We start from the raw sequence: 18,239 nt of genomic DNA, 5'->3' as shown, positions 1-18,239 counted from the left end.
GTCACTCGTGCTGCCAGGAGTGCCACAGCGCGGCGTAGTCGCCACCGGCTGCCACCAGCTCGTCGTGCGGGCCGATCTCCGTGATCCGGCCGGCGTCCACCACGGCCACCCGGTCCGCGTCGTGCGCGGTGTGCAGGCGGTGGGCGATGGCGACGACCGTCCGGCCCGCCAGGACGGCGGACAGCGACCGCTCCAGGTGCCGGGCCGCCCGCGGGTCGAGCAAGGACGTGGCCTCGTCGAGCACGAGCGTGTGCGGGTCGAGCAGGACGAGCCGGGCGAGCGCGATCTGCTGCGCCTGCGCCGGGGTGAGCTCGGCACCGCCCGACCCGACCTCGGTCTCCATGCCCTGGGGCAGCGCCTGCACCCACTCCCACGCGTCGACGGCCCGCAACGCGCGCTCGAGCGCGGCCGCGTCGGCGTCCACCTGGGCCAGCCGCAGGTTGTCGGCGAGCGAGCCCACGAACACGTGGTGCTCCTGGGTGACCAGGGCGACGTGCCGGCGCAGCTCCTCCAGCGGCAGGTCGACCAGCGGCACGCCGCCGACCGCGACCGTCCCGGCGGTGGGCGGGTGGATCCCCGCGAGCATCCGGCCGAGGGTCGACTTGCCCGCGCCCGACGGACCGACCACCGCCAGCCGCTCGCCGGCGGCGAGATCGAGGTCGATCCCGTGCAGCACGTTGTGACCCTCGCGGTACGCGTAGGTGAGGTCCCGGGCGGCGATGTCCTCGTCGACCGGTGTGCCCTCGCGCGCCTCACGGTCGGGCTCCACCAGCTGCACGCCGACGATGCGGGCGAGCGACGTGGCGGCCACCTGGATCTCGTCGATCCAGAAGATGAGGTCCCAGACCGGGCCGGTGATCTGGTAGGTGAACATGACGATCGTGGCCACGGCGCCGACGGTGACCTGGCCCTGCGAGGCCAGGTAGCCGCCCCACAGGAGGACGGCGGCAGGGGCCAGGACGAACGTGGCGTCGATCCCCGGGAACAGGATCGAGCGCAGGCGCAGCGTGGCCTTCTCGGCCGCGAACGCCTCGCGCAGGTCGTCGTCCACGCGATCCTGGCGGCGCGGGCCGAGCCGGAGCGCGTCGACGGTGCGGGCGCCCTCGACGGACTCCGTGATGGACCCGTTGAGCACCGCGTAGGCGGCCGACTCCCGCTGGTACGCCGGCGTCGCGCGCTTGAGGTACCACCGCACGACCAGGATCAGGGTGGGGACGCCGATGAACATGGCGAGCGAGACCAGCGGCGACAGCACGACGCACGCGACGACCGTGAGCAGGATGCTGACGACCGCGACGATCACCCGGGGCACGCCGAACCGGACGGCGTGCTGCAGTTTGTTCACGTCGTTGGTCGTGCGCGCGACCAGGTCGCCCGTGCCGGCCCGCTCCACGACGGACAGCGGCAGGGCCGTGACCTTCTCGATGAACTCCTCGCGCAGCTCGGCGAAGACCTCCTCGCCGAACACCATCGACGAGCGCTGCGCGAAGCGGATGAGGACCGTCTGCGCCAGCACCGCGACCGCGCCGACGGCGATGAGCGTGTTGATGTACCCGGCGGTCGTGCCGCCGGTGACCGCGTCGATGAGCATGCCGAGCAGCCACGGACCGGCCAGGCCGGCGCCCGCCGCGAGCGTGTGCAGCACGGCGATGACGGTCAGCGGGCGACGGTGCTTGCGCAGGAGGGTCCCGGTGTAGGCCCGGACCGTCGCCGAGTCGGCGATCGGGAGCTTCATGACTGTCCACCCTGCTGCTCGACCATCAGTTCCTTGTACAGCTGCTCGTCGTCGACCGTCGCCCCGGCGTCGCGGTCGTCGGCGTCGCGGTCCTCGACCGGCTCCTCGTCCATCTGCCGGCCGACCACCGCGCGGTAGGCGCGGGCCACCTCGAGGTCACCGGACCCGTCCGTGAGCAGCGCGTCGTGCGTCCCGCGGGCGCGCACCACGCCGTCCTGGACGAACGCGACCTCGTCGACGTGGTCGAGCACCAGCGGGCTGGCCGTGACGATCAGGGTCGCGCGGCCCCGGCGCGCGTCCGCCAGCCGGGCCGCGATCCGGGCCTCGGTGTGGGCGTCGACCGCGCTCGTCGGCTCCACCAGCACCAGGATCTCCGGATCGACGAGCAGGGCGCGCGCGAGCGCGACACGCTGGCGCTGACCGCCCGACAGCGACCGGCCCTTCTCGGGCAGCTCGCCGTCCAGGCCGTCGGGCACCGAGTCGAGCACGTCCTGCGCGTCGGCGGTCGCGATCACGCGCAGCAGGTCGTCCCGGCTCGCGCCGCCGCGCACGTCCAGCTCGCGCACCAGCGGGCCCGAGAACAGCTGGGGGGTCGCCTCGGCGACGACGATGCGCTCCCGCACCACGTCCTTGTCGAGGTCGGCCAGCAGCACGCCGCCCAGGCGGACCGGCGTGGCCCGCTCGGCGTCGTCGTCGAACCGCCCGAGCCGGGTGGCGATCCGCGCGGACTCGTCGGGGTCCGCGCTGACCAGCGCGACGACACGGCCCGGCTCGAGCCGCAGACCGCTGACCTCGTCGACCAGGGGCACGTGCGGCTCGGGTGCCGGGGTGGTCCCCTGCGTCGCTCCCGTGGCGGGGACGACCCGCAGCACCTTGATCACCTTGGACGCGCCGATGTGCGCGCGGGTGGCCGCCTGCAGCATCTGCGTCGCGTTCTGCACCGGCCACGCCAGGAAGGCGGCGAACCCGTACGTGGACGCGAGCTGGCCGGGCGTGATCGTGCCCGCGAGCGCCATGTGCGCGCCGAGCCACAGGAGCGTGACGACGAAGGCGCCCGGGAGCAGCACCTGCAGCGCGTCGAGCACGGACTGGGTGCGGGCCACCTCGACCCCGCGGTGCCGGGTCTCCTGCGACTGCGCGCGGTACCGGCCGGTGAAGACGCTCTCGCCGCCGATGCCCCGCAGGATCCGCAAGCCGGAGACCGTGTCGGCGCCGAGGGTGGTCAGTCGGCCCGACGCCTCGCGCTGCGCGGACTGCCGCCGCGACAGCGGCCGGACCAGGAGCCCGAGGATCGCGGCGACGGCCGGCAGGCCGAGCAGCACCACGAGACCGAGGGGCACCGACACGCGGAGCATGAGGACCGCGACGATGCCGTACGCGGCCAGGCTGCCGAGGAAGTGGGCCGCGAGCGCGAAGACCTCACCGATGCGCAGGGCGTCGTTGGCGACCGCGGAGACGACCTCGCCCGTCGGCAGCTCCTTGGTGATCGTGTGCCCGGACCTGGCGACGGTCCGGCCGACGAGCTGCGAGGAGGTGAAGGCGGCGCGCAGCCAGTTGGCGATGTCGTAGCGGTGCCCGAGGACCGACGCCACGATGATCACCGAGCCGAGGCCCAGCAGCGTGGCGCACGCGGCCCAGAGGTCCGGCCCGAACCCCTCGGTGAGCCCGTCGTCGATCGCGCGGCCCACGACGTACGGGGTGAACGCCTGGCTCGCGAACTGCACGATGCCCAGCCCGACCGCGGTGAGCAGGATGCCCCACTGGCGCCGCGCGAGCCACCACAGCAGCGCGACAGGCCCGCTCAGAGGCGGGGTACCGGGATCGTCGAGGGGGAGTGAACGCACGGGCGTCAACGTTACGTGGCGGTACCGACAACCTCGAACCGTTTTCGCTCCGCGGCGCCCTCCCGACCAGCGACATCACCCGGCGGGCGGCACCGGTCGGGACGGGTGTCCCGCTACCATCCTGGTCGCCCGGATCGGGCAGGGACACGGAGGTCGACCGCCATGAGGCACCGACGACCGACCGGCGGCCGCGCCGCCGAGGTGCTCGACGGCTCGATGGTGCCCGGCTGGTTCGAGACCCTCGCGATCGTCGCGGGCACGACCGTCGCCGTCGCGGCGTTCGTCGGCGCGTTCGCGTACATGTACAGCCGGCGTCGCGTCTTCACCCGGGGCGTGCGCGGTACCGCCGTGGTCGTGGCGGTCCAGCCGGCCTCGCTGTTCCAGCGCCGGTCCGTCGTCGCGAGCCCCAAGGACCGGGTGACGGTGGCGACGCAGGCGCGTCCCCGCGGGGTGACGGTCGACCAGCTGCTGCCGGTGGGCCAGTACCGCGTCGGGCAGATCGTGCCGGTGGTGCAGCGCAGCGGCCATCCGGACAGGCTCTTCCTGGACCGGCCGGACCTGGAGCGCTCGGCGCTCGCGGTGTACGCGCCGCTCGCCATGGTCGCCATGACCCCTGTGATCCTCTACGCAGCCCTGACCGGGCAGTCGTGACGCTCGCAGGTCCTCCTGCACGTCGCAGGCCGGCGCGGTGACGAGGCCACACCTGCGCCCCGGCCTTCCGGCACATCGACCACCGGCCGCCGATTATCCTGGACACGTGACGCAGACCCCGGACCCGGCCGCGACCACCACCCACCGCCCCGTGCTCGTCGTGGACTTCGGCGCGCAGTACGCGCAGCTGATCGCCCGGCGCGTCCGCGAGGCCAACGTGTACTCCGAGATCGTGCCGCACACGGCCTCCGTCGCCGACCTGCTGGCCAAGGACCCGGCCGCGATCATCCTGTCCGGCGGGCCGTCCTCGGTGTACGCGACCGGTGCCCCGTTCGTCGACCCGGAGCTGTTCGAGGCCGGGGTCCCGGTGCTCGGCATCTGCTACGGGTTCCAGGCGATGGCGGCCGCGCTCGGGGGCACCGTCGCGCAGACGGGCCAGCGCGAGTACGGCGGCACGGCCGTGGAGGTGACCTCCACGGGGACCGTGCTGTCCGGCAGCCCGCAGTCGCAGACCGTCTGGATGAGCCACGGTGACGCGGTGCACGCCGCCCCCGAGGGCTTCGAGGTGCTGGCGACGTCGTCGGGCAGCCCGGTCGCCGCGTTCGAGGACCGCGAGCGCCACCTCTACGGCGTGCAGTGGCACCCGGAGGTCAAGCACTCGCCACTCGGCCAGAAGGCCCTGGAGAACTTCCTCTACGAGGGGGCCGGGCTCGTCCCCGACTGGAACCCCGGCAACGTCGTCGCAGAGCAGGTGGCCAAGATCCGAGCGCAGGTCGGCTCCGCCCGGGTGATCTGCGGCCTCTCCGGAGGGGTGGACTCGTCCGTCGCGGCCGCACTGGTGCAGAAGGCCGTCGGCAGCCAGCTCACGTGCGTCTTCGTCGACCACGGCCTGCTGCGCTCGGGCGAGGCGGAGCAGGTCGAGAAGGACTTCGTGGCCGCCACCGGCGTGCAGCTGAAGGTCGTCGACGCCCGCGCGCGGTTCCTCGCGGCGCTCGCCGGGCACACCGACCCGGAGACCAAGCGCAAGATCATCGGCCGCGAGTTCATCCGCGTGTTCGAGGACGCCGCGCGCGACATCGTGGAGCACAGCGACGACGAGGTCCGCTTCCTCGTGCAGGGCACGCTGTACCCGGACGTCGTGGAGTCCGGCGGCGGCGAAGGTGCGGCCAACATCAAGTCGCACCACAACGTGGGTGGGCTGCCCGACGACCTGCAGTTCGAGCTGGTCGAGCCGCTTCGGACGCTGTTCAAGGACGAGGTCCGTGCGGTCGGCCTGGAGCTCGGCGTGCCCGAGGGCATCGTCTGGCGCCAGCCGTTCCCCGGCCCGGGGCTGGGCATCCGGATCATCGGTGAGGTGACCGCCGAGCGGCTCGACATCCTGCGCGCGGCCGACGCCATCGCTCGCGAGGAGCTCACCCGCGCAGGCCTGGACCGCGACATCTGGCAGTGCCCGGTGGTGCTGCTGGCCGATGTGCGGTCGGTCGGCGTGCAGGGCGACGGGCGCACCTATGGGCACCCCGTGGTGCTGCGCCCCGTGTCGTCGGAGGACGCGATGACCGCCGACTGGACCCGCCTGCCGTACGACGTGCTGTCGATCATCTCGACCCGGATCACCAACGAGGTGCCCGAGGTCAACCGCGTCGTGCTGGACGTGACGAGCAAGCCGCCGGGCACGATCGAGTGGGAGTGACCGGGGTGTCGGGACAAGGAGCTGCAGGCGTGAGCGAGACGGTGACCGGTGTGGACCCCTGGGTCCGCAAGGCCGAGGGGGCGACGGCCCGCTACCGCGTGGCGGCGTGGGTGACGGGCGCGATGCTGCTGCTCCTGTGCGCCGAGATGATCCTCAAGTACGTCCTGCAGGTGCCGGGGTTCAACGTCGACGGCGACCCGCGGTCCGAGGCCGCCCGCATCATCGCGATGGTGCACGGCTGGGTCTACGTCGTCTACCTGGTCACCGTGTTCGACCTGTGGTCGAAGATGCGCTGGCGGCTCGGCCGGCTGGTCACGATGGCGGCGGCCGGTGTCGTGCCGGTCATGTCGTTCATCCTGGAGCGCAAGGTGCACGCCCAGGCCACCGCGCGGATCGCGGCCGCCCGGGCAGCCCGCGGCTGACGTGCCCCGGATGAGGAGCCGTCAGGTCCCCGCGACTACGGTGGGCGCGTGCTGATCGTCCACGTCTCCGACTGCTACGCCCCACGGACCGGCGGGATCGAGTCGCAGGTGGGGGACCTGGCCGCGCGGCAGGCCGCCGCCGAGCACGACGTGCACGTGCTGACGGCGACCCTGGGTGACGCGGGGGAGCGCGGCGGGGTGGTGGACGTGCAGGACGGCGTGCACGTGCACCGGCTCGGCGCCCGGATCCCGTTCGACCTGCCGGTCAACCCGGCCGGGCCCCGCCTCATGCGCGCCGCGTTCGCGGACCTGCGACCCGACGTCGTGCATGTGCACGCCGGCGTGCTGTCCCCGTTCGCGTACGACGGCGCGCGGACGGCACTCGCCGCGGGCCTGCCCACCGCGATCACGTGGCACTGCATGCTCGACGGCGCCGTGGCCGCCCTGCGCAGCGTGGTGAGCCGCAGCAGCTGGCAGCGGACACCCGCTGCCCTCAGCGCGGTCAGCCACGCCGCGGCGGGCCGCGTGCGGCAGGTGTTCGACACCGAGGTCCGCGTCCTGCCCAACGGCATCGACCTCGACCTCTGGGCGCCCCGGAGCCCGTCCGAGGGCCCCGGCCGCCCCGGTGAGCGCGGCCCGTTGCGCCTGGTGTCGACCATGCGACTGGCGCCGCGCAAGCGGGCCGTCCCGCTGGTCGAGCTGGTCGGCGACGCCGCGCGGCGTCTGCCGCCCGACCGGCTCCGGCTGTCGGTCATCGGCTCCGGTCCCGCACAGGGCAGGGTCGCGTCCGCCGTCGCCGGACAGGGTCTGCAGCACGTCGTGGAGCTGCGCGGCCGGCTGACGCGTGCCCAGGTGCGGGCGGCCTACGCGGACGCGGACGTGTTCCTCGCACCGGCCGAGCTCGAGGCGTTCGGCATCGCTGCCCTGGAGGCCCGCACGGCCGGCCTGGCCGTCGTCGCCCGCCGGGGCACCGGGATCGAGGAGTTCGTCGAGGACGGGATCGACGGGCTGCTCGTGTCGGACGACGCCGAGATGGCCGAGGCGGTCGTCCACCTCGCCCGCGACGGTCGCCTGCTCGACGGGATGCTGACGCACAACCGCACCGTGCGGCCCCGGTTCGGGTGGGACGACGTGCTGGTCGCGGCGGACGCCGAGTACGCCCGGGCCCGGGTGCTCAGCCGCGTCTGACGGCGCGCTATCACCTGCCGAAGCCGGTGGACCTCACTACAGTCGAGGTGACTGGACGGTGCTGTGGGGGGACCCGTTCGGAGCTGCCCCCGCCCGTCCGCGTGTTCCAGAGAGGGAGACATGGCGACGACAACAGGAAGTTCCAAGTCGGTCCGCGTGATCGGCCTGCTGACGATCATCTTCGGGATCATCTTCATCATCGCGGGCGGCGTCACCTGGGGAGCGGTGTCGAGCAACCTCGCGGCTGAGGAGATCACGGTCTCCGACGACGCCCAGGCGTTCGGGGGCGAGCTGGTCGACACCCCGTGGGAGGCCTGGTTCCAGGCCGACATCATCAACACCCACGCGCTCGAGAGCACCGACGGCCAGACCTACGCGCAGCTGGAGCAGGGCGACGAGCGGCGCAACACGGTGATGACCGCGTCGTTCCTGCGGGCCTCCCTCTTCACCTCCGTCGTGGCCTTCGGCGTCGCGCTCCTGGTGGTCGGGATCGGCGTCGTGTTCGTCCTGATCGGCGTCGCGCTGCGCAAGGCTGCCGCGAACCTCGACCAGGTGGGCAGCGCGCGCACCCTGAGCGCCGACCCCGCCGTCTAGCGTCCCGCACGACTGCACGACGGGTCCGGGCAGGTACGTCGAGACGCACCCGCCCGGACCCGTCGTGGGTTCAGCGACGGGCCTGGCGGGCGCCGCTGAGGAGCGAGCCGAGCAGCAGGGCCGTTCCGGCGGCGGCGAGCAGCACGATCATCGCGAGCTGGACGTCGATCGTGAACCCACCGGCCCAGGCCAGCATGCCCACGCCGATGGCGGCGATGACCAGGCCCCACACGACCGTGCCCACGCGCAGCCGGCGGCGGACGGGCTCGTCCACGGCGCAGGGGCCGACGGGGTCGTCGACCGGGCGGTCCGTGCGGTCGGGCGGGCTGGTGAACACGCCGATCGGGGAGGTGGACGCAGCGGCGTCGGGCTCGGTCCCGTGGAGCGGCGCGTGGTCGTCCGTGTCGCCCGGCGGCAGCTCCTCGGTCGTCGGCAGGGCGAGCGTCTCGTCGCCGGTGGGCTCGCGCTCGCTCACCGGCAGGGCGAGCGTCTCGTCGCCGTCCTGGGGGGTCTTGTCGGTGGGCATCAGTTCTCCTCGAGGATCGAGACGTCGCCGGCGCCGAGGCGTACCTGCAGCGCGAGCTGGGGGCCGTCGGCGCCGACGTCGCCGGCCGTGATGGTGCGGGGGCTCAGCCCGACGCCGGCGACGCTCGACAGCTGTCCGTCGATGTCCCAGCTGACGGTGCCGGCGCCCGCCTCGATGTCGGCGGTGACGGTGGTGTCGCCGCCGGGAACGAGGACGGTGAGGTCGCCGGCCGCGAGCTCGACGAGCACCTCGAGCGTCTCGGAGGTCATCGGCACGTCGGTGAGGTCGATCGTCACGTCGCCGAACCCCATCGAGAAGCCGTCCGCGGCCACGTCGCGATCGCTCACGAGGACCACGCCGTCGGCGGAGAAGGTGCGGTCGGTCGACGACGACCACGTCCAGTCGGTGGTCTGCGCCACGCCGACGGGAACGGCCACCAGGACGGCCGTGATCGCGAGGCCCGCCAGGGAGCCGCTCGACCGGCCGCGCAGACCCGAGACGATCATGCCGAGACCGGCAAGGACGATGAAGATGCTGAGTGCGGTGAGCGCGACGGGTCCGGTGAAGTCGCCCTGCCGCTGAGCGACGAGCAGGAGCGCGAGGCTCAGCAGGCTGAGGGCGACGACGACGCCGACGGTGCCGGGCCCGGCCCCCGGGGTCCGCGGCTTCGGGGGGGTCGCCGGCCGCGGGGGGCGAGGCTGCACGGTCGGTGCGGTCCACGCCGGCGCGGGTGCCGCCGCCGGCGGAGCGCCGTAGGTCGGGGACCCGGCGGGAGGCGCCGGGTAGGTGGCGGCGGGTCCGGGGGCGGGGTAGCTCGCGGCGGGACCGGCCGCGTAGCCCGTCCCGGAGAGGGGCGGTGCGAACCGGGCGTCCGTGCTGCTCGGTCGGGGCCGCGGCGACTGCTGGTTGGAGACGATCGCGATCACCATCACGATGCCGCCGACGAGGGTGAGCCACAGCAGGCCCTGGACCCATTCGGGCGGACCCCAGAAGAAGAACCAGCTGTCGCCGCGCCCGAACCCGACGACCACGAAGGCCAGGGCGCCGAGCAGCGCGATGTCGAAGCGCCCGAGGATCATCTCCTCCAGGTGGATGCGACCGTCGCGGCGCTCGGGCAGCAGCGCCCAGGCGACGCCGTATGCCACCAGCCCGAGCCCGCCGAGCAGGAGCGTCGCGAAGAAGATGCCGCGGACGAGGAGCGGGTCGATGCCGAAGCGGTCGCCGATGCCCCCGCTGACGCCGCCGATCCAGCGGTCGTCGGACCGGGTGATGCCCAGCCGCCGTACACCGGCGAAGAAGCTGTTCGTCGGGTGTGCGGCGGCGGGGTCGGCCGCCGCGGGGCCGGGGGCCGGCTCCGGGCCGGAAGGGGTGCTCGTGTCCATGCCTCGATCCTGCTCGCCCGGGCGGGCGCGCGGCATCGGGTGGCCCCCTGACCTCACCCTGAACCTCGGGGACGACACCCCTGAACGAACCCCGGACGCGACCCCGGAACGCGTGCGGGCATGTGACGATCGGTCCGTGCACCCGACCGAGGCCCCACCCGCCGCGCGCCGCCGGCTGCCGTTGCGCCGCCCGCCGCGCGCACGGTGGTTCGGTGGTGTCGCGCTGGGGTTGGCCGCGCACCTCGACGTGCCGGTCGGTCTGGTGCGGGCCGCCTTCATCGTGCTCACGCCCGTCGCGGCGATCGGGCCCCTGCTCTACGTGTTCTGGTGGCTCGCGGTCCCGCAGGGGGACCCGGCCGATGCGGCCCAGCTGGTGCGGCCGAGCGCGCTGACGCGCCTGGCCCGCCGCCAGGCGATCATCGAGCCGGGTCGGCGCGTCCCGATCACCGACATCGCGATCGGTGCGGTCCTCGTGATCGCGGCGGCGCTGCTGATCGCGGTCCGCTCGGGTGCGGACGTCCAGGCGGACTGGATCCTGCCGACGATCATCGTGCTCTCCGGCCTGTGGCTGGCCTGGAGCCAGCTGGACGCGGTGCAGCGCGGTCGCCTGCGGGACCGGGCAGGCGGAAGGACGCCGGTCAGCGTGCTGCGCGTGGCCGGCGGCATCCTGCTCGCGGGCGTCGGGGTGCTGCTGTTCGTCGGGATGGTGTCGGGCCAGGGCGTCGAGGTCAGCACGCTCGTGCAGTCGATCGTCGCCGCGCTCGTCATGCTCGGCGGCGTCGCGCTGGTGCTCACCCCGTGGTGGCTGCGGCTGGTGCGCGAGCTCGGCGACGAGCGCGCCGCACGGGCGCGCGAGTCGGAACGGGCGGACATCGCCGCGCACCTGCACGACTCGGTGCTGCAGACGCTCGCGCTGATCCGGTCGCGGTCCGACGACTCCGCCGAGGTCGCACGGATGGCGCGCGCGCAGGAGCGGGAGCTGCGGGAGTGGCTCTACGACGACCGCCCGGCGCCGGGCACCTCGGTCGCCGCGGCGCTGCGCGGGATCGTCGCGGAGGTCGAGGACTCGCGGTCCGGGCCCACGGGGGTCCCGGTGGCCATCGAGTCCGTCGTGGTCGGGGACCGCGTCCCCGACGCCGACACCGAGGCGCTGCTGCAGGCCACCCGCGAGGCGCTGGTCAACGCGGTGGTGCACGGGCGTCCGCCGGTCTCGCTCTACCTCGAGGTGGGCACCGGCGAGGTCGAGGTGTTCGTGCGCGACCATGGTGACGGTTTCGACCTCGACGAGGTGGGCACCGACCGGTTCGGGGTGCGCGAGTCGATCATCGGGCGGGTGCGCCGACGCGGTGGCACGGCGACCGTGACCAGCAGCCCCGAGCGCGGGACCGAGGTGCACCTGGTGGTGCCCATCAGCAGGGACGACGAGGGACAACGATGAGCGAGTCAGCAGGCCAGCCGGTCGACGTGGTGCTGGTCGACGACCACCACATGTTCCGCACCGGGGTGAAGGCCTCCTTGGACGCCGGCGTGCGCGTGATCGGGGAGGCGGACTCCGTCGACGAGGCGATCCGGCTGGTCCGCGAGCTCACCCCGCCGGTGGTGCTGCTCGACGTGCACCTGCCCGGCGGGGACGGCGGCGGCGGCGCCGAGGTGATCAAGGCCTGCACGGACCTGCTGGGTGGCACCCGGTTCCTGGCGCTGTCGGTCTCGGACGCGTCCGAGGACGTCGTCGCGGTCATCCGCGCCGGCGCCCGGGGGTACGTCACCAAGGCGATCGACGGCACCGACCTGTCCGACGCGGTGCGCCGCGTGGCCGGCGGGGACGCCGTGTTCTCGCCGCGGTTGGCGGGCTTCGTGCTCGATGCGTTCGGCGCGGCCGCGGGCGACGTGGCGATCGGCGACGACGAGCTGGACCGCCTGTCCGCCCGGGAGCGCGAGGTCATGCGGCTGATCGCCCGCGGGTACTCCTACCGCGAGGTGGCCTCCGAGCTGTTCATCTCGATCAAGACGGTCGAGACCCACGTGTCGGCGGTGCTGCGCAAGCTGCAGCTGTCCAGCCGGCACGAGCTCACGCGCTGGGCGGCAGCGCGGCGGCTGCTGTAGACCGAGGTCGTCGGGCGCCGGGCCGGTCCGACCCTCGCTCGAGGCCTCCCCGCCGTCGGCGATGGTGTGTACTGTGGCGCAACATACCGCGTGGTCGGTATGGAGACGACGGCGTCGAACCCCGGAGGTGCACGTGCAGATCGTGGGCGCGGTGCTCGAACGCTCCGGTGCGCCGGCGCCGTTCGCGGTGTCCCGGCCGCTGACCGTCGGCACGCTGGACCTCGACGGCCCCGGACCCGGCGAGGTGCTGGTCCGCGTCGAGGCGGCCGGGGTCTGTCACTCCGACCTGTCGGTGGTCGACGGCAACCGCGTCCGGCCCACGCCGATGCTCCTCGGGCACGAGGCGGCGGGGATCGTCGACGCCCTCGGCGACGGTGTCGACGACCTTGCCCTCGGCGACCGCGTGGTCATGACGTTCCTGCCACGCTGCGGCCGGTGCCCCGAGTGCGCGACCGACGGGCGGCTGCCGTGCCGGGTGGGCAGTGCCGCGAACGGCCACGGCACGCTCGTCGGCGACGTCCGTCGGCTGTCCCGGGAGGGCGAGCCCGTCCATCACCACCTCGGCGTCTCGGCGTTCGCCAGCCACGCGGTGGTCAGCCGCACGTCGGTCGTCCGCGTGGACGCGGACGTGCCGCCGCAGGTGGCCGCGCTGCTCGGGTGCGCGGTGCTGACCGGGGGCGGGGCCGTGGTCAACGCCGGGCGTCCGCGGGAGGGTGACACCGTGCTGGTCGTCGGGCTCGGGGGCGTGGGGATGGCCGCGCTGCTGGTCGCCGTCGCCCTCGGGTTCGACGTGATCGGTGTCGACGCGCGCGCGGACAAGCTCGATGCCGCCCGCGCCAACGGTGCCGTGGCCACCTACGCGCCGCCCGCGCTGCTCGACGCAGGCGTGCGGGCGCCCGTCGTGATCGAAGCCGCAGGCAACGCGCGCGCGTTCGAGGCCGCGTTCGCGGCGACCGCGCCGGGTGGCACGACCGTGACGGTCGGCCTGCCGGCACCCGATGCGCGGGCCGCTGTGAGCCCGCTGACCCTGACCGCCGAGGCGCGCACGGTCGTCGGCAGCTACCTCGGCTCCGCCGTGCCCGCCCGCGACATCCCGCGCTACGTCGACCTGTGGCGCGCCGGGCGGCTGCCGCTCGAGCGGCTCGTCTCCTCGCGCATCACGCTGCACGACCTGAACGTCGCCATGGACCGCCTCGCGGCCGGTGGCGAGCTCCGCCAGCTGATCGTCCTCGACGAAGGGAACGCTCCGTGACAGACACCCGCACCGCCCTGGTGACCGGCGCCGCCCGCGGCATCGGCGCCGCGACCGCCCAGCGACTGGCCGCCGACGGCTACCAGGTCGCCGTGCTCGACCTGCGCGAGCAGGACTGCGCGGAGACCGTCGAGGCCATCCGAGCCGACGGGGGTTCGGCGATCGGGCTCGGTGCCGACGTCGGTGACGCCGATGCCGCCGCCGCCGCGGTCGCGCGCGTGGTCGACGAGCTCGGCGCGCCCACGATCCTGGTCAACAACGCCGGGATCCTGCGCGACAACCTGCTGTTCAAGATGACCGAGGACGACTGGGACTCCGTCATGTCGGTCCACCTGCGCGGGGCGTTCCTCATGACCCGCCAGGTGCAGAAGCACCAGGTGGAGGCCGGCTGGGGCCGGATCGTCAACCTGTCGAGCACCTCGGCGCTGGGCAACCGCGGGCAGGCCAACTACGCGACGGCCAAGGCCGGGATCCAGGGGTTCACCAAGACGCTCGCCCTGGAGCTGGGCCGGTACGGGATCACCACCAACGCGGTGGCCCCGGGCTTCATCGGCACCGACATGATCCGGCAGACGGCCGAGCGGATGCACCTCACGTACGAGCAGTTCGTCGAGGCCGCGGCCAAGGAGATCCCCGTCGGCCGCATCGGTCACCCGGACGACATCGCGAACGCCGTGTCGTTCTTCTGCTCGCCGGCCGCGGGCTTCGTCAACGGCCAGGTGCTCTACGTGGCGGGCGGGCCGAAGTCGTGATCGCGGTGCCGACCCCCGGCGCCCTCGTGGACGTGCTCGGCCGGTCCGTGACGTCCGAGCACTGGTTCGACGTCGACCAGGCCCGGATCGACGCGTTCGCGGACACCACCGACGACCACCAGTGGATCCACGTCGACCCGGTGCGCGCGGCGGCCGGCCCGTTCGGCGCGACGGTCGCGCACGGGTACCTCACGCTCTCGCTGATCCCCGCCCTGACCGACGGGCTCGTGGAGGTGGGCGGGACGGGCCTGGTGGTCAACTACGGGCTCGACCGGGTGCGCTTCCTGCAGCCGGTGACCGCGGGCTCGCGGATCAGGGCGACCACCACGGTCCGCACCGCCGAGCCGACCCCGCAGGGTGTCCGGGCGGGCTTCACGATCACGGTCGAGATCGAGGGCGAGACCAAGCCGGCCCTGATCGCAGAGACGGTCGTCCTGTACTTCACCGCCTGACACCGCAACGTCCGAGCAGGTGTAGGCCCTGACCCACATCTGCTCGGACGTTGCGATTGGTTGAGCACTAGCTGACGCGCTCGACCACCATGGCCATGCCCTGGCCGCCGCCGACGCACATGGTCTCCAGCCCGAACGTGCCGTCCTGGACCGCGAGGCCGTGCAGCAGGGTGGTGGTCAGCCGCGCTCCGGTGCTGCCGAACGGATGGCCGACCGCGATGGCGCCGCCGTGCACGTTGAGCCGCTCGGGGTCGATGCCCAGCGCGCGGGCCGACGGGAGCACCTGTGCGGCGAACGCCTCGTTGAGCTCGACCAGGTCGATGTCGCCGATGCTCAGCCCGGCGCGGGCCAGCGCCATCCGCGAGGCGTCGACCGGTCCCAGGCCCATGATCTCCGGCGACAGACCGCTGACGCCGGTGGACACGATGCGCGCGAGCGGGGTGAGCCCGAGCTCGTCGACGATCCGGTCGCTGACCACCACGAGGGCCGCCGCACCGTCGTTGAGCGGGCAGCAGTTGCCCGCCGTGACCGTGCCGTCGGGCCGGAACACCGGGTTCAGTCCCGCCAGGGACTCGACCGTGACGCCCGCGCGGGGGCCGTCGTCGGCGGACACGACCGTGCCGTCGGGCAGGGTCACCGGGGTGATCTCGTCGGCCCAGAACCCGTCGGCCAGCGCCTTCTCGGCACGGTTCTGCGAGAGCGCCGCGAACTCGTCCTGATCGCGCCGCGTGGTGCCCGTGAGCGCCGCGACGTTCTCCGCCGTCTGCCCCATCGCGATGTACGCGTCGGGGAGCAGCCCGCTCTCGCGCGGGTCCACCCAGGCGTCCCCGGACGCCGCCCGGGCCGCGGTCCGGGCCGTCGCATCCGCGAACCGCGGGTTCTCCAGGGAGGCGCCCGGGATGAAGTCGCTGTTGCCGATCGCTGACCGGCTGACGCACTCGACGCCGGCGGAGACGAACACGTCGCCCTCGCCGGCCTTGATCGCGTGGAACGCCATCCGGGTGGTCTGCAGCGACGACGAGCAGTAGCGGTTGACGGTGGTGCCGGGCACGCCGTCGAGCCCCAGGAGCACCGCGACGATGCGGGCCATGTTCATGCCCTGCTCGCCGCCCGGCATGCCGCAGCCGAGCAGCAGGTCCTCCACGCGGCCGGGGTCGAGCTCGGGCACCTGCCCCAGCGCCGCCCGCACCATCGACGCCGCGAGGTCGTCGGGTCGCAGGTCCTTCAGTGAGCCCTTGAAGGCGCGGCCGATGGGGGAGCGGGCGGTCGCGACGATGTACGCCTCGGCCATCAGACGAACGCCGCGATGCCGGTGACGGCACGCCCCACGATGAGGTTGTTCATGTCGTAGGTGCCCTCGAACGAGAACACCGCCTCGGCGTCGGCCATGTAGCGCGCGACGCCGTGGTCCAGCTGGATCCCGTTGCCGCCGAGGGTCTCCCGGCACAGCGCCACCGTCTCGCGCATCGTCCGGGTGGTGAACGCCTTGGCCAGCGCGGAGTGCTCGTCGCCCTGGCGGTCCTCGTCGAGCAGCTGCGACACCCGCACGCACATCGCGATGCCCGCGGTGATGTTGCCCAGGCACCGGGCGAGCCGGTCCTGCACCAGCTGGAAGGACGCGATCGGCTTGCCGAACTGCTCACGCGCGAGCGCGTACCTCACGGTGGCCTCATAGGCGCCGACGGCGAGGCCGACCGCCTGCCACGCGACCTCCGCCCGGGTCAGCCGGAGCACGATCGCGACGTCCTTGAAGGAGCGGATGTTCGGCAGGCGGTCCGCCTCCGAGACCTCGACGCCGTCGAGCAGGATGTCGGCGTTCTGCACGGAGCGCAGGGCCTGCTTGCGCTCGATCTTGGTCGCGGTGAACCCGGGGGTGCCGCCGCGCACCAGGAAGCCCTTGACCTGGTCGTCGGCGGTGTCGCGGGCCCAGATGACGACGACGTCGGCGAACGTCGCGTTCCCGATCCAGCGTTTGGCGCCGTTGATCACCCACGTGTCGCCGGTGCGGTGCGCCGTCGTGCGCAGGCCCCGCGCGGTGTCGGAGCCGGAGAGCGGCTCGGTGAGGCCGAACCCGCCGATCACCTCGCCGGTCGCCATCGGCGGCAACCAGTGCGCGCGCTGCTCCGGGGAGCCGCCGACGCCGATCGCGCCCATCGTCAGGCCGTTCTGCACGCCGACGAAGGTCGCGAAACCGGGGTCGACCCGGGCCAGCTCGAGCGCCACCCAGCCGCGGTACAGCGCGCTGTTCTCGAACCGCTTGGTCTCCGGCCACACCGGCCCGAGCAGGCCGAGCCGGCCGACCTCGGGGATGAGGTGCACGGGGAACTCGGCGCGGTCCCAGTAGTCGTCAGCGATGGGCCGCAGGTCGCGCTCCAGGAACTCCCGGATCTCCATGACGCGCTCGTTCTCCGCGGGCGTCAGGAGGTCCTGGAAGGAGTAGAAGTCGCTGGTCAGCAGCGCGTGGGACAGGGGCGTCTGGGTCACGTCATGGCTCCGCTCATGGATCGGCACTGATCTCCCGCTCGAGTCTGCATCATTTTCCCAGATGTTGCATAGCCCCCACGACGGGGGAGTAGGTTGCCGCCATGTCGAACCTTGGCGTGATCGGGGAAGGGCTCGCCCGCACGGGGACGCGCGCAGCGCCGTCGTGGCTGTCGCAGCGGCTCGAGGACGGCGAGCACGCCGAGGCCGTGCGTGCGTTCGTCGCCGCCCGCGAGACCTTCATCGAGGGGGCGCGGATCGACATGGGGCGCCTCGCTGCGCGGCTCGGGGTGGACCGCACGTCCCTGTTCCGCTGGGTCGGCAACCGGGACGCCCTGCTGTCCGAGGTCCTGTGGTCGCTGGCCGTGCCGACGCTCGAGCAGGCCGAGGCCGCGACCCGCGACGCGCACGGCGCCGCGCGGGTGTCCGCGGTGCTCACCCACTTCGCCCGCGACCTGATCACCGCCGACTACTTCCGGGGCTTCCTGCAGCGGGAGCCGGCCCGGGCGCTGCGCCTGCTGACCACCAAGGAGAGCGAGATCCAGCGCCGGTACGTGGCGGTCGTGGAGGCGCTGGTGCGCCAGGAGCTGGGCGAGCAGCCGTTCGGTCACCCGGTGAACGCGCACGACCTGGCCTACCTGCTGGTCCGGATCTCCGAGTCGTTCACGTACGCCGACCTCATCAGCGGCGACCGCCCCAGCGCGGAGCGGGCGCGCGCGGCCTTCGAGCTGGTGCTGCGGCCGTGAGCGGGTACCGGCACCGGGCGCCCTTTGCGACGCGGTGGAACGACAACGACGTCTACGGGCACCTGAACAACACCGTCTACTACGAGGCGATGGACACCACGATCAACGTCTGGCTCATCGAGTCGGCGGGCCTCGACCCGGGCAGCGGCGAGCCGATCGGCGTCTGCGTCTCGTCGTCGTGCGAGTTCCGCGCCTCCGCCGCCTTTCCGGAGCCGCTCGAGGTCGGGCTGCGGGTGGGCCGGCTGGGCACCACCAGCGTGACGTGGGAGCTCGGCATCCTGCGCGCGGGGGAGCTCGTCGCGGAGGGCCGCTTCGTGCACGTCTTCGTCGACGACGCCACGCGGCGCCCCGTCCCGGTTCCCGACCGGATCCGTACGGCCATCGAGCGCGATCTGGCCGTCTGATCGGATAGCATACCGAC

General features: G+C 73.4%; 18 protein-coding genes. 12 read left to right on the top strand and 6 right to left on the bottom strand.

The features are described 5' to 3' along the window. Position 1: 1 nt before the first annotated feature. Positions 2–1,735 (bottom strand): ABC transporter ATP-binding protein, encoded by a 1,734-nt coding sequence (locus tag KG102_RS13065; RefSeq protein WP_208212109.1) that lies wholly within the window; start codon positions 1,733–1,735, stop codon positions 2–4. Further along, the gene (locus KG102_RS13060) at positions 1,732–3,579 is read right to left on the bottom strand and encodes an ABC transporter ATP-binding protein (protein WP_208288444.1); all 1,848 of its coding nucleotides are present in this window, start codon (positions 3,577–3,579) and stop codon (positions 1,732–1,734) included. The genes KG102_RS13065 and KG102_RS13060 overlap by 4 nt, the downstream gene beginning before the upstream one ends. A 162-nt stretch (positions 3,580–3,741) precedes the next feature. Between KG102_RS13060 and KG102_RS13055 the strand changes: the two genes are divergently transcribed. The 5 genes from KG102_RS13055 to KG102_RS13035 all read left to right on the top strand — a co-directional run bounded on the left by KG102_RS13055 (position 3,742) and on the right by KG102_RS13035 (position 8,124). Continuing rightward, positions 3,742–4,230 carry a hypothetical protein gene (locus tag KG102_RS13055; protein ID WP_208288445.1) on the top strand — a complete coding sequence of 163 codons (489 nt, stop codon included), beginning with the start codon at positions 3,742–3,744 and terminating at the stop codon, positions 4,228–4,230. Positions 4,231–4,336: 106 nt separating this feature from the next. Then, positions 4,337–5,920 (top strand): glutamine-hydrolyzing GMP synthase, encoded by a 1,584-nt coding sequence (gene guaA / locus KG102_RS13050; RefSeq protein ID WP_208212103.1) that lies wholly within the window; start codon positions 4,337–4,339, stop codon positions 5,918–5,920. Positions 5,921–5,949: 29 nt separating this feature from the next. Beyond that, a complete protein-coding gene (locus KG102_RS13045) occupies positions 5,950–6,342 on the top strand; it encodes a DUF3817 domain-containing protein (RefSeq protein WP_208288448.1) in 393 nt (130 codons plus the stop codon). A gap of 48 nt (positions 6,343–6,390) precedes the next feature. After that, on the top strand, positions 6,391–7,530 hold the full coding sequence (locus tag KG102_RS13040) for a glycosyltransferase family 4 protein (protein WP_208288450.1): 1,140 nt from the start codon (positions 6,391–6,393) through the stop codon (positions 7,528–7,530). A gap of 120 nt (positions 7,531–7,650) precedes the next feature. Beyond that, on the top strand, positions 7,651–8,124 hold the full coding sequence (locus KG102_RS13035) for an aromatic ring-opening dioxygenase LigA (protein WP_208212097.1): 474 nt from the start codon (positions 7,651–7,653) through the stop codon (positions 8,122–8,124). Between the two features lie 70 nt (positions 8,125–8,194). Here KG102_RS13035 and KG102_RS13030 read toward each other — a convergent pair whose 3' ends face one another. Together KG102_RS13030 and KG102_RS13025 are read right to left on the bottom strand one after the other, a co-directional pair. Then, positions 8,195–8,650 (bottom strand): hypothetical protein, encoded by a 456-nt coding sequence (locus tag KG102_RS13030; protein WP_208212095.1) that lies wholly within the window; start codon positions 8,648–8,650, stop codon positions 8,195–8,197. Continuing rightward, positions 8,650–10,032 (bottom strand): PspC domain-containing protein, encoded by a 1,383-nt coding sequence (locus KG102_RS13025; RefSeq protein ID WP_208288453.1) that lies wholly within the window; start codon positions 10,030–10,032, stop codon positions 8,650–8,652. The genes KG102_RS13030 and KG102_RS13025 overlap by 1 nt, the downstream gene beginning before the upstream one ends. A gap of 136 nt (positions 10,033–10,168) precedes the next feature. Between KG102_RS13025 and KG102_RS13020 the strand changes: the two genes are divergently transcribed. The 5 genes from KG102_RS13020 to KG102_RS13000 all read left to right on the top strand — a co-directional run bounded on the left by KG102_RS13020 (position 10,169) and on the right by KG102_RS13000 (position 14,591). Next, entirely contained in the window at positions 10,169–11,470 is a 1,302-nt protein-coding gene (locus KG102_RS13020) for an ATP-binding protein (protein WP_249667321.1), read from the top strand. Next, on the top strand, positions 11,467–12,135 hold the full coding sequence (locus KG102_RS13015) for a LuxR C-terminal-related transcriptional regulator (protein WP_208212091.1): 669 nt from the start codon (positions 11,467–11,469) through the stop codon (positions 12,133–12,135). Before KG102_RS13020 ends, KG102_RS13015 begins: the two co-directional genes overlap by 4 nt. A gap of 133 nt (positions 12,136–12,268) precedes the next feature. After that, entirely contained in the window at positions 12,269–13,387 is a 1,119-nt protein-coding gene (locus tag KG102_RS13010) for an alcohol dehydrogenase catalytic domain-containing protein (protein WP_208288455.1), read from the top strand. Further along, positions 13,384–14,139 carry a 3-oxoacyl-ACP reductase FabG gene (fabG, locus tag KG102_RS13005; RefSeq protein ID WP_208212087.1) on the top strand — a complete coding sequence of 252 codons (756 nt, stop codon included), beginning with the start codon at positions 13,384–13,386 and terminating at the stop codon, positions 14,137–14,139. Before KG102_RS13010 ends, fabG begins: the two co-directional genes overlap by 4 nt. A gap of 5 nt (positions 14,140–14,144) precedes the next feature. Beyond that, complete coding sequence (locus KG102_RS13000; protein WP_249667320.1) at positions 14,145–14,591, top strand: MaoC family dehydratase; 447 nt, start codon at positions 14,145–14,147, stop codon at positions 14,589–14,591. 67 nt (positions 14,592–14,658) lie between these two features. On the opposite strand, the gene KG102_RS12995 is transcribed toward KG102_RS13000, so the two are convergent. Beyond that, positions 14,659–15,882: an acetyl-CoA C-acetyltransferase gene (locus tag KG102_RS12995; protein WP_208288459.1), complete on the bottom strand. Its 1,224-nt coding sequence runs from the start codon at positions 15,880–15,882 to the stop codon at positions 14,659–14,661. Next, a complete protein-coding gene (locus KG102_RS12990; protein ID WP_243884073.1) occupies positions 15,882–17,060 on the bottom strand; it encodes an acyl-CoA dehydrogenase family protein in 1,179 nt (392 codons plus the stop codon). The genes KG102_RS12995 and KG102_RS12990 overlap by 1 nt, the downstream gene beginning before the upstream one ends. A 116-nt stretch (positions 17,061–17,176) precedes the next feature. On the opposite strand from KG102_RS12990, the gene KG102_RS18830 reads away from it, so the two are divergent. Both KG102_RS18830 and KG102_RS18825 read left to right on the top strand, forming a co-directional pair. Then, positions 17,177–17,818, top strand: coding sequence for a QsdR family transcriptional regulator (locus KG102_RS18830; RefSeq protein ID WP_208212081.1), 642 nt, complete (start codon positions 17,177–17,179; stop codon positions 17,816–17,818). Beyond that, a complete protein-coding gene (locus tag KG102_RS18825) occupies positions 17,815–18,222 on the top strand; it encodes an acyl-CoA thioesterase (protein ID WP_249667318.1) in 408 nt (135 codons plus the stop codon). The genes KG102_RS18830 and KG102_RS18825 overlap by 4 nt, the downstream gene beginning before the upstream one ends. Positions 18,223–18,239 lie beyond the last annotated feature (17 nt).

Source organism: Cellulomonas fengjieae (assembly GCF_018388465.1).
GTDB classification, from domain to species: domain Bacteria; phylum Actinomycetota; class Actinomycetes; order Actinomycetales; family Cellulomonadaceae; genus Cellulomonas; species Cellulomonas fengjieae.
This window is presented reverse-complemented; position numbering and strand designations above follow the sequence as displayed.

Excerpts from the sequence above, each read along its gene's own strand:
- KG102_RS13035 (WP_208212097.1), top strand. The coding sequence starts at position 7,651 with ATGGCGACGACAACAGGAAGTTCCAAGTCGGTCCGCGTGATCGGCCTG.
- KG102_RS12995 (WP_208288459.1), bottom strand. The coding sequence starts at position 15,882 with ATGGCCGAGGCGTACATCGTCGCGACCGCCCGCTCCCCCATCGGCCGC.
- KG102_RS13065 (WP_208212109.1), bottom strand. The coding sequence starts at position 1,735 with ATGAAGCTCCCGATCGCCGACTCGGCGACGGTCCGGGCCTACACCGGG.
- KG102_RS13015 (WP_208212091.1), top strand. The coding sequence starts at position 11,467 with ATGAGCGAGTCAGCAGGCCAGCCGGTCGACGTGGTGCTGGTCGACGAC.
- KG102_RS18830 (WP_208212081.1), top strand. The coding sequence starts at position 17,177 with ATGTCGAACCTTGGCGTGATCGGGGAAGGGCTCGCCCGCACGGGGACG.
- KG102_RS13025 (WP_208288453.1), bottom strand. The coding sequence starts at position 10,032 with ATGGACACGAGCACCCCTTCCGGCCCGGAGCCGGCCCCCGGCCCCGCG.
- KG102_RS13055 (WP_208288445.1), top strand. The coding sequence starts at position 3,742 with ATGAGGCACCGACGACCGACCGGCGGCCGCGCCGCCGAGGTGCTCGAC.
- KG102_RS13030 (WP_208212095.1), bottom strand. The coding sequence starts at position 8,650 with ATGCCCACCGACAAGACCCCCCAGGACGGCGACGAGACGCTCGCCCTG.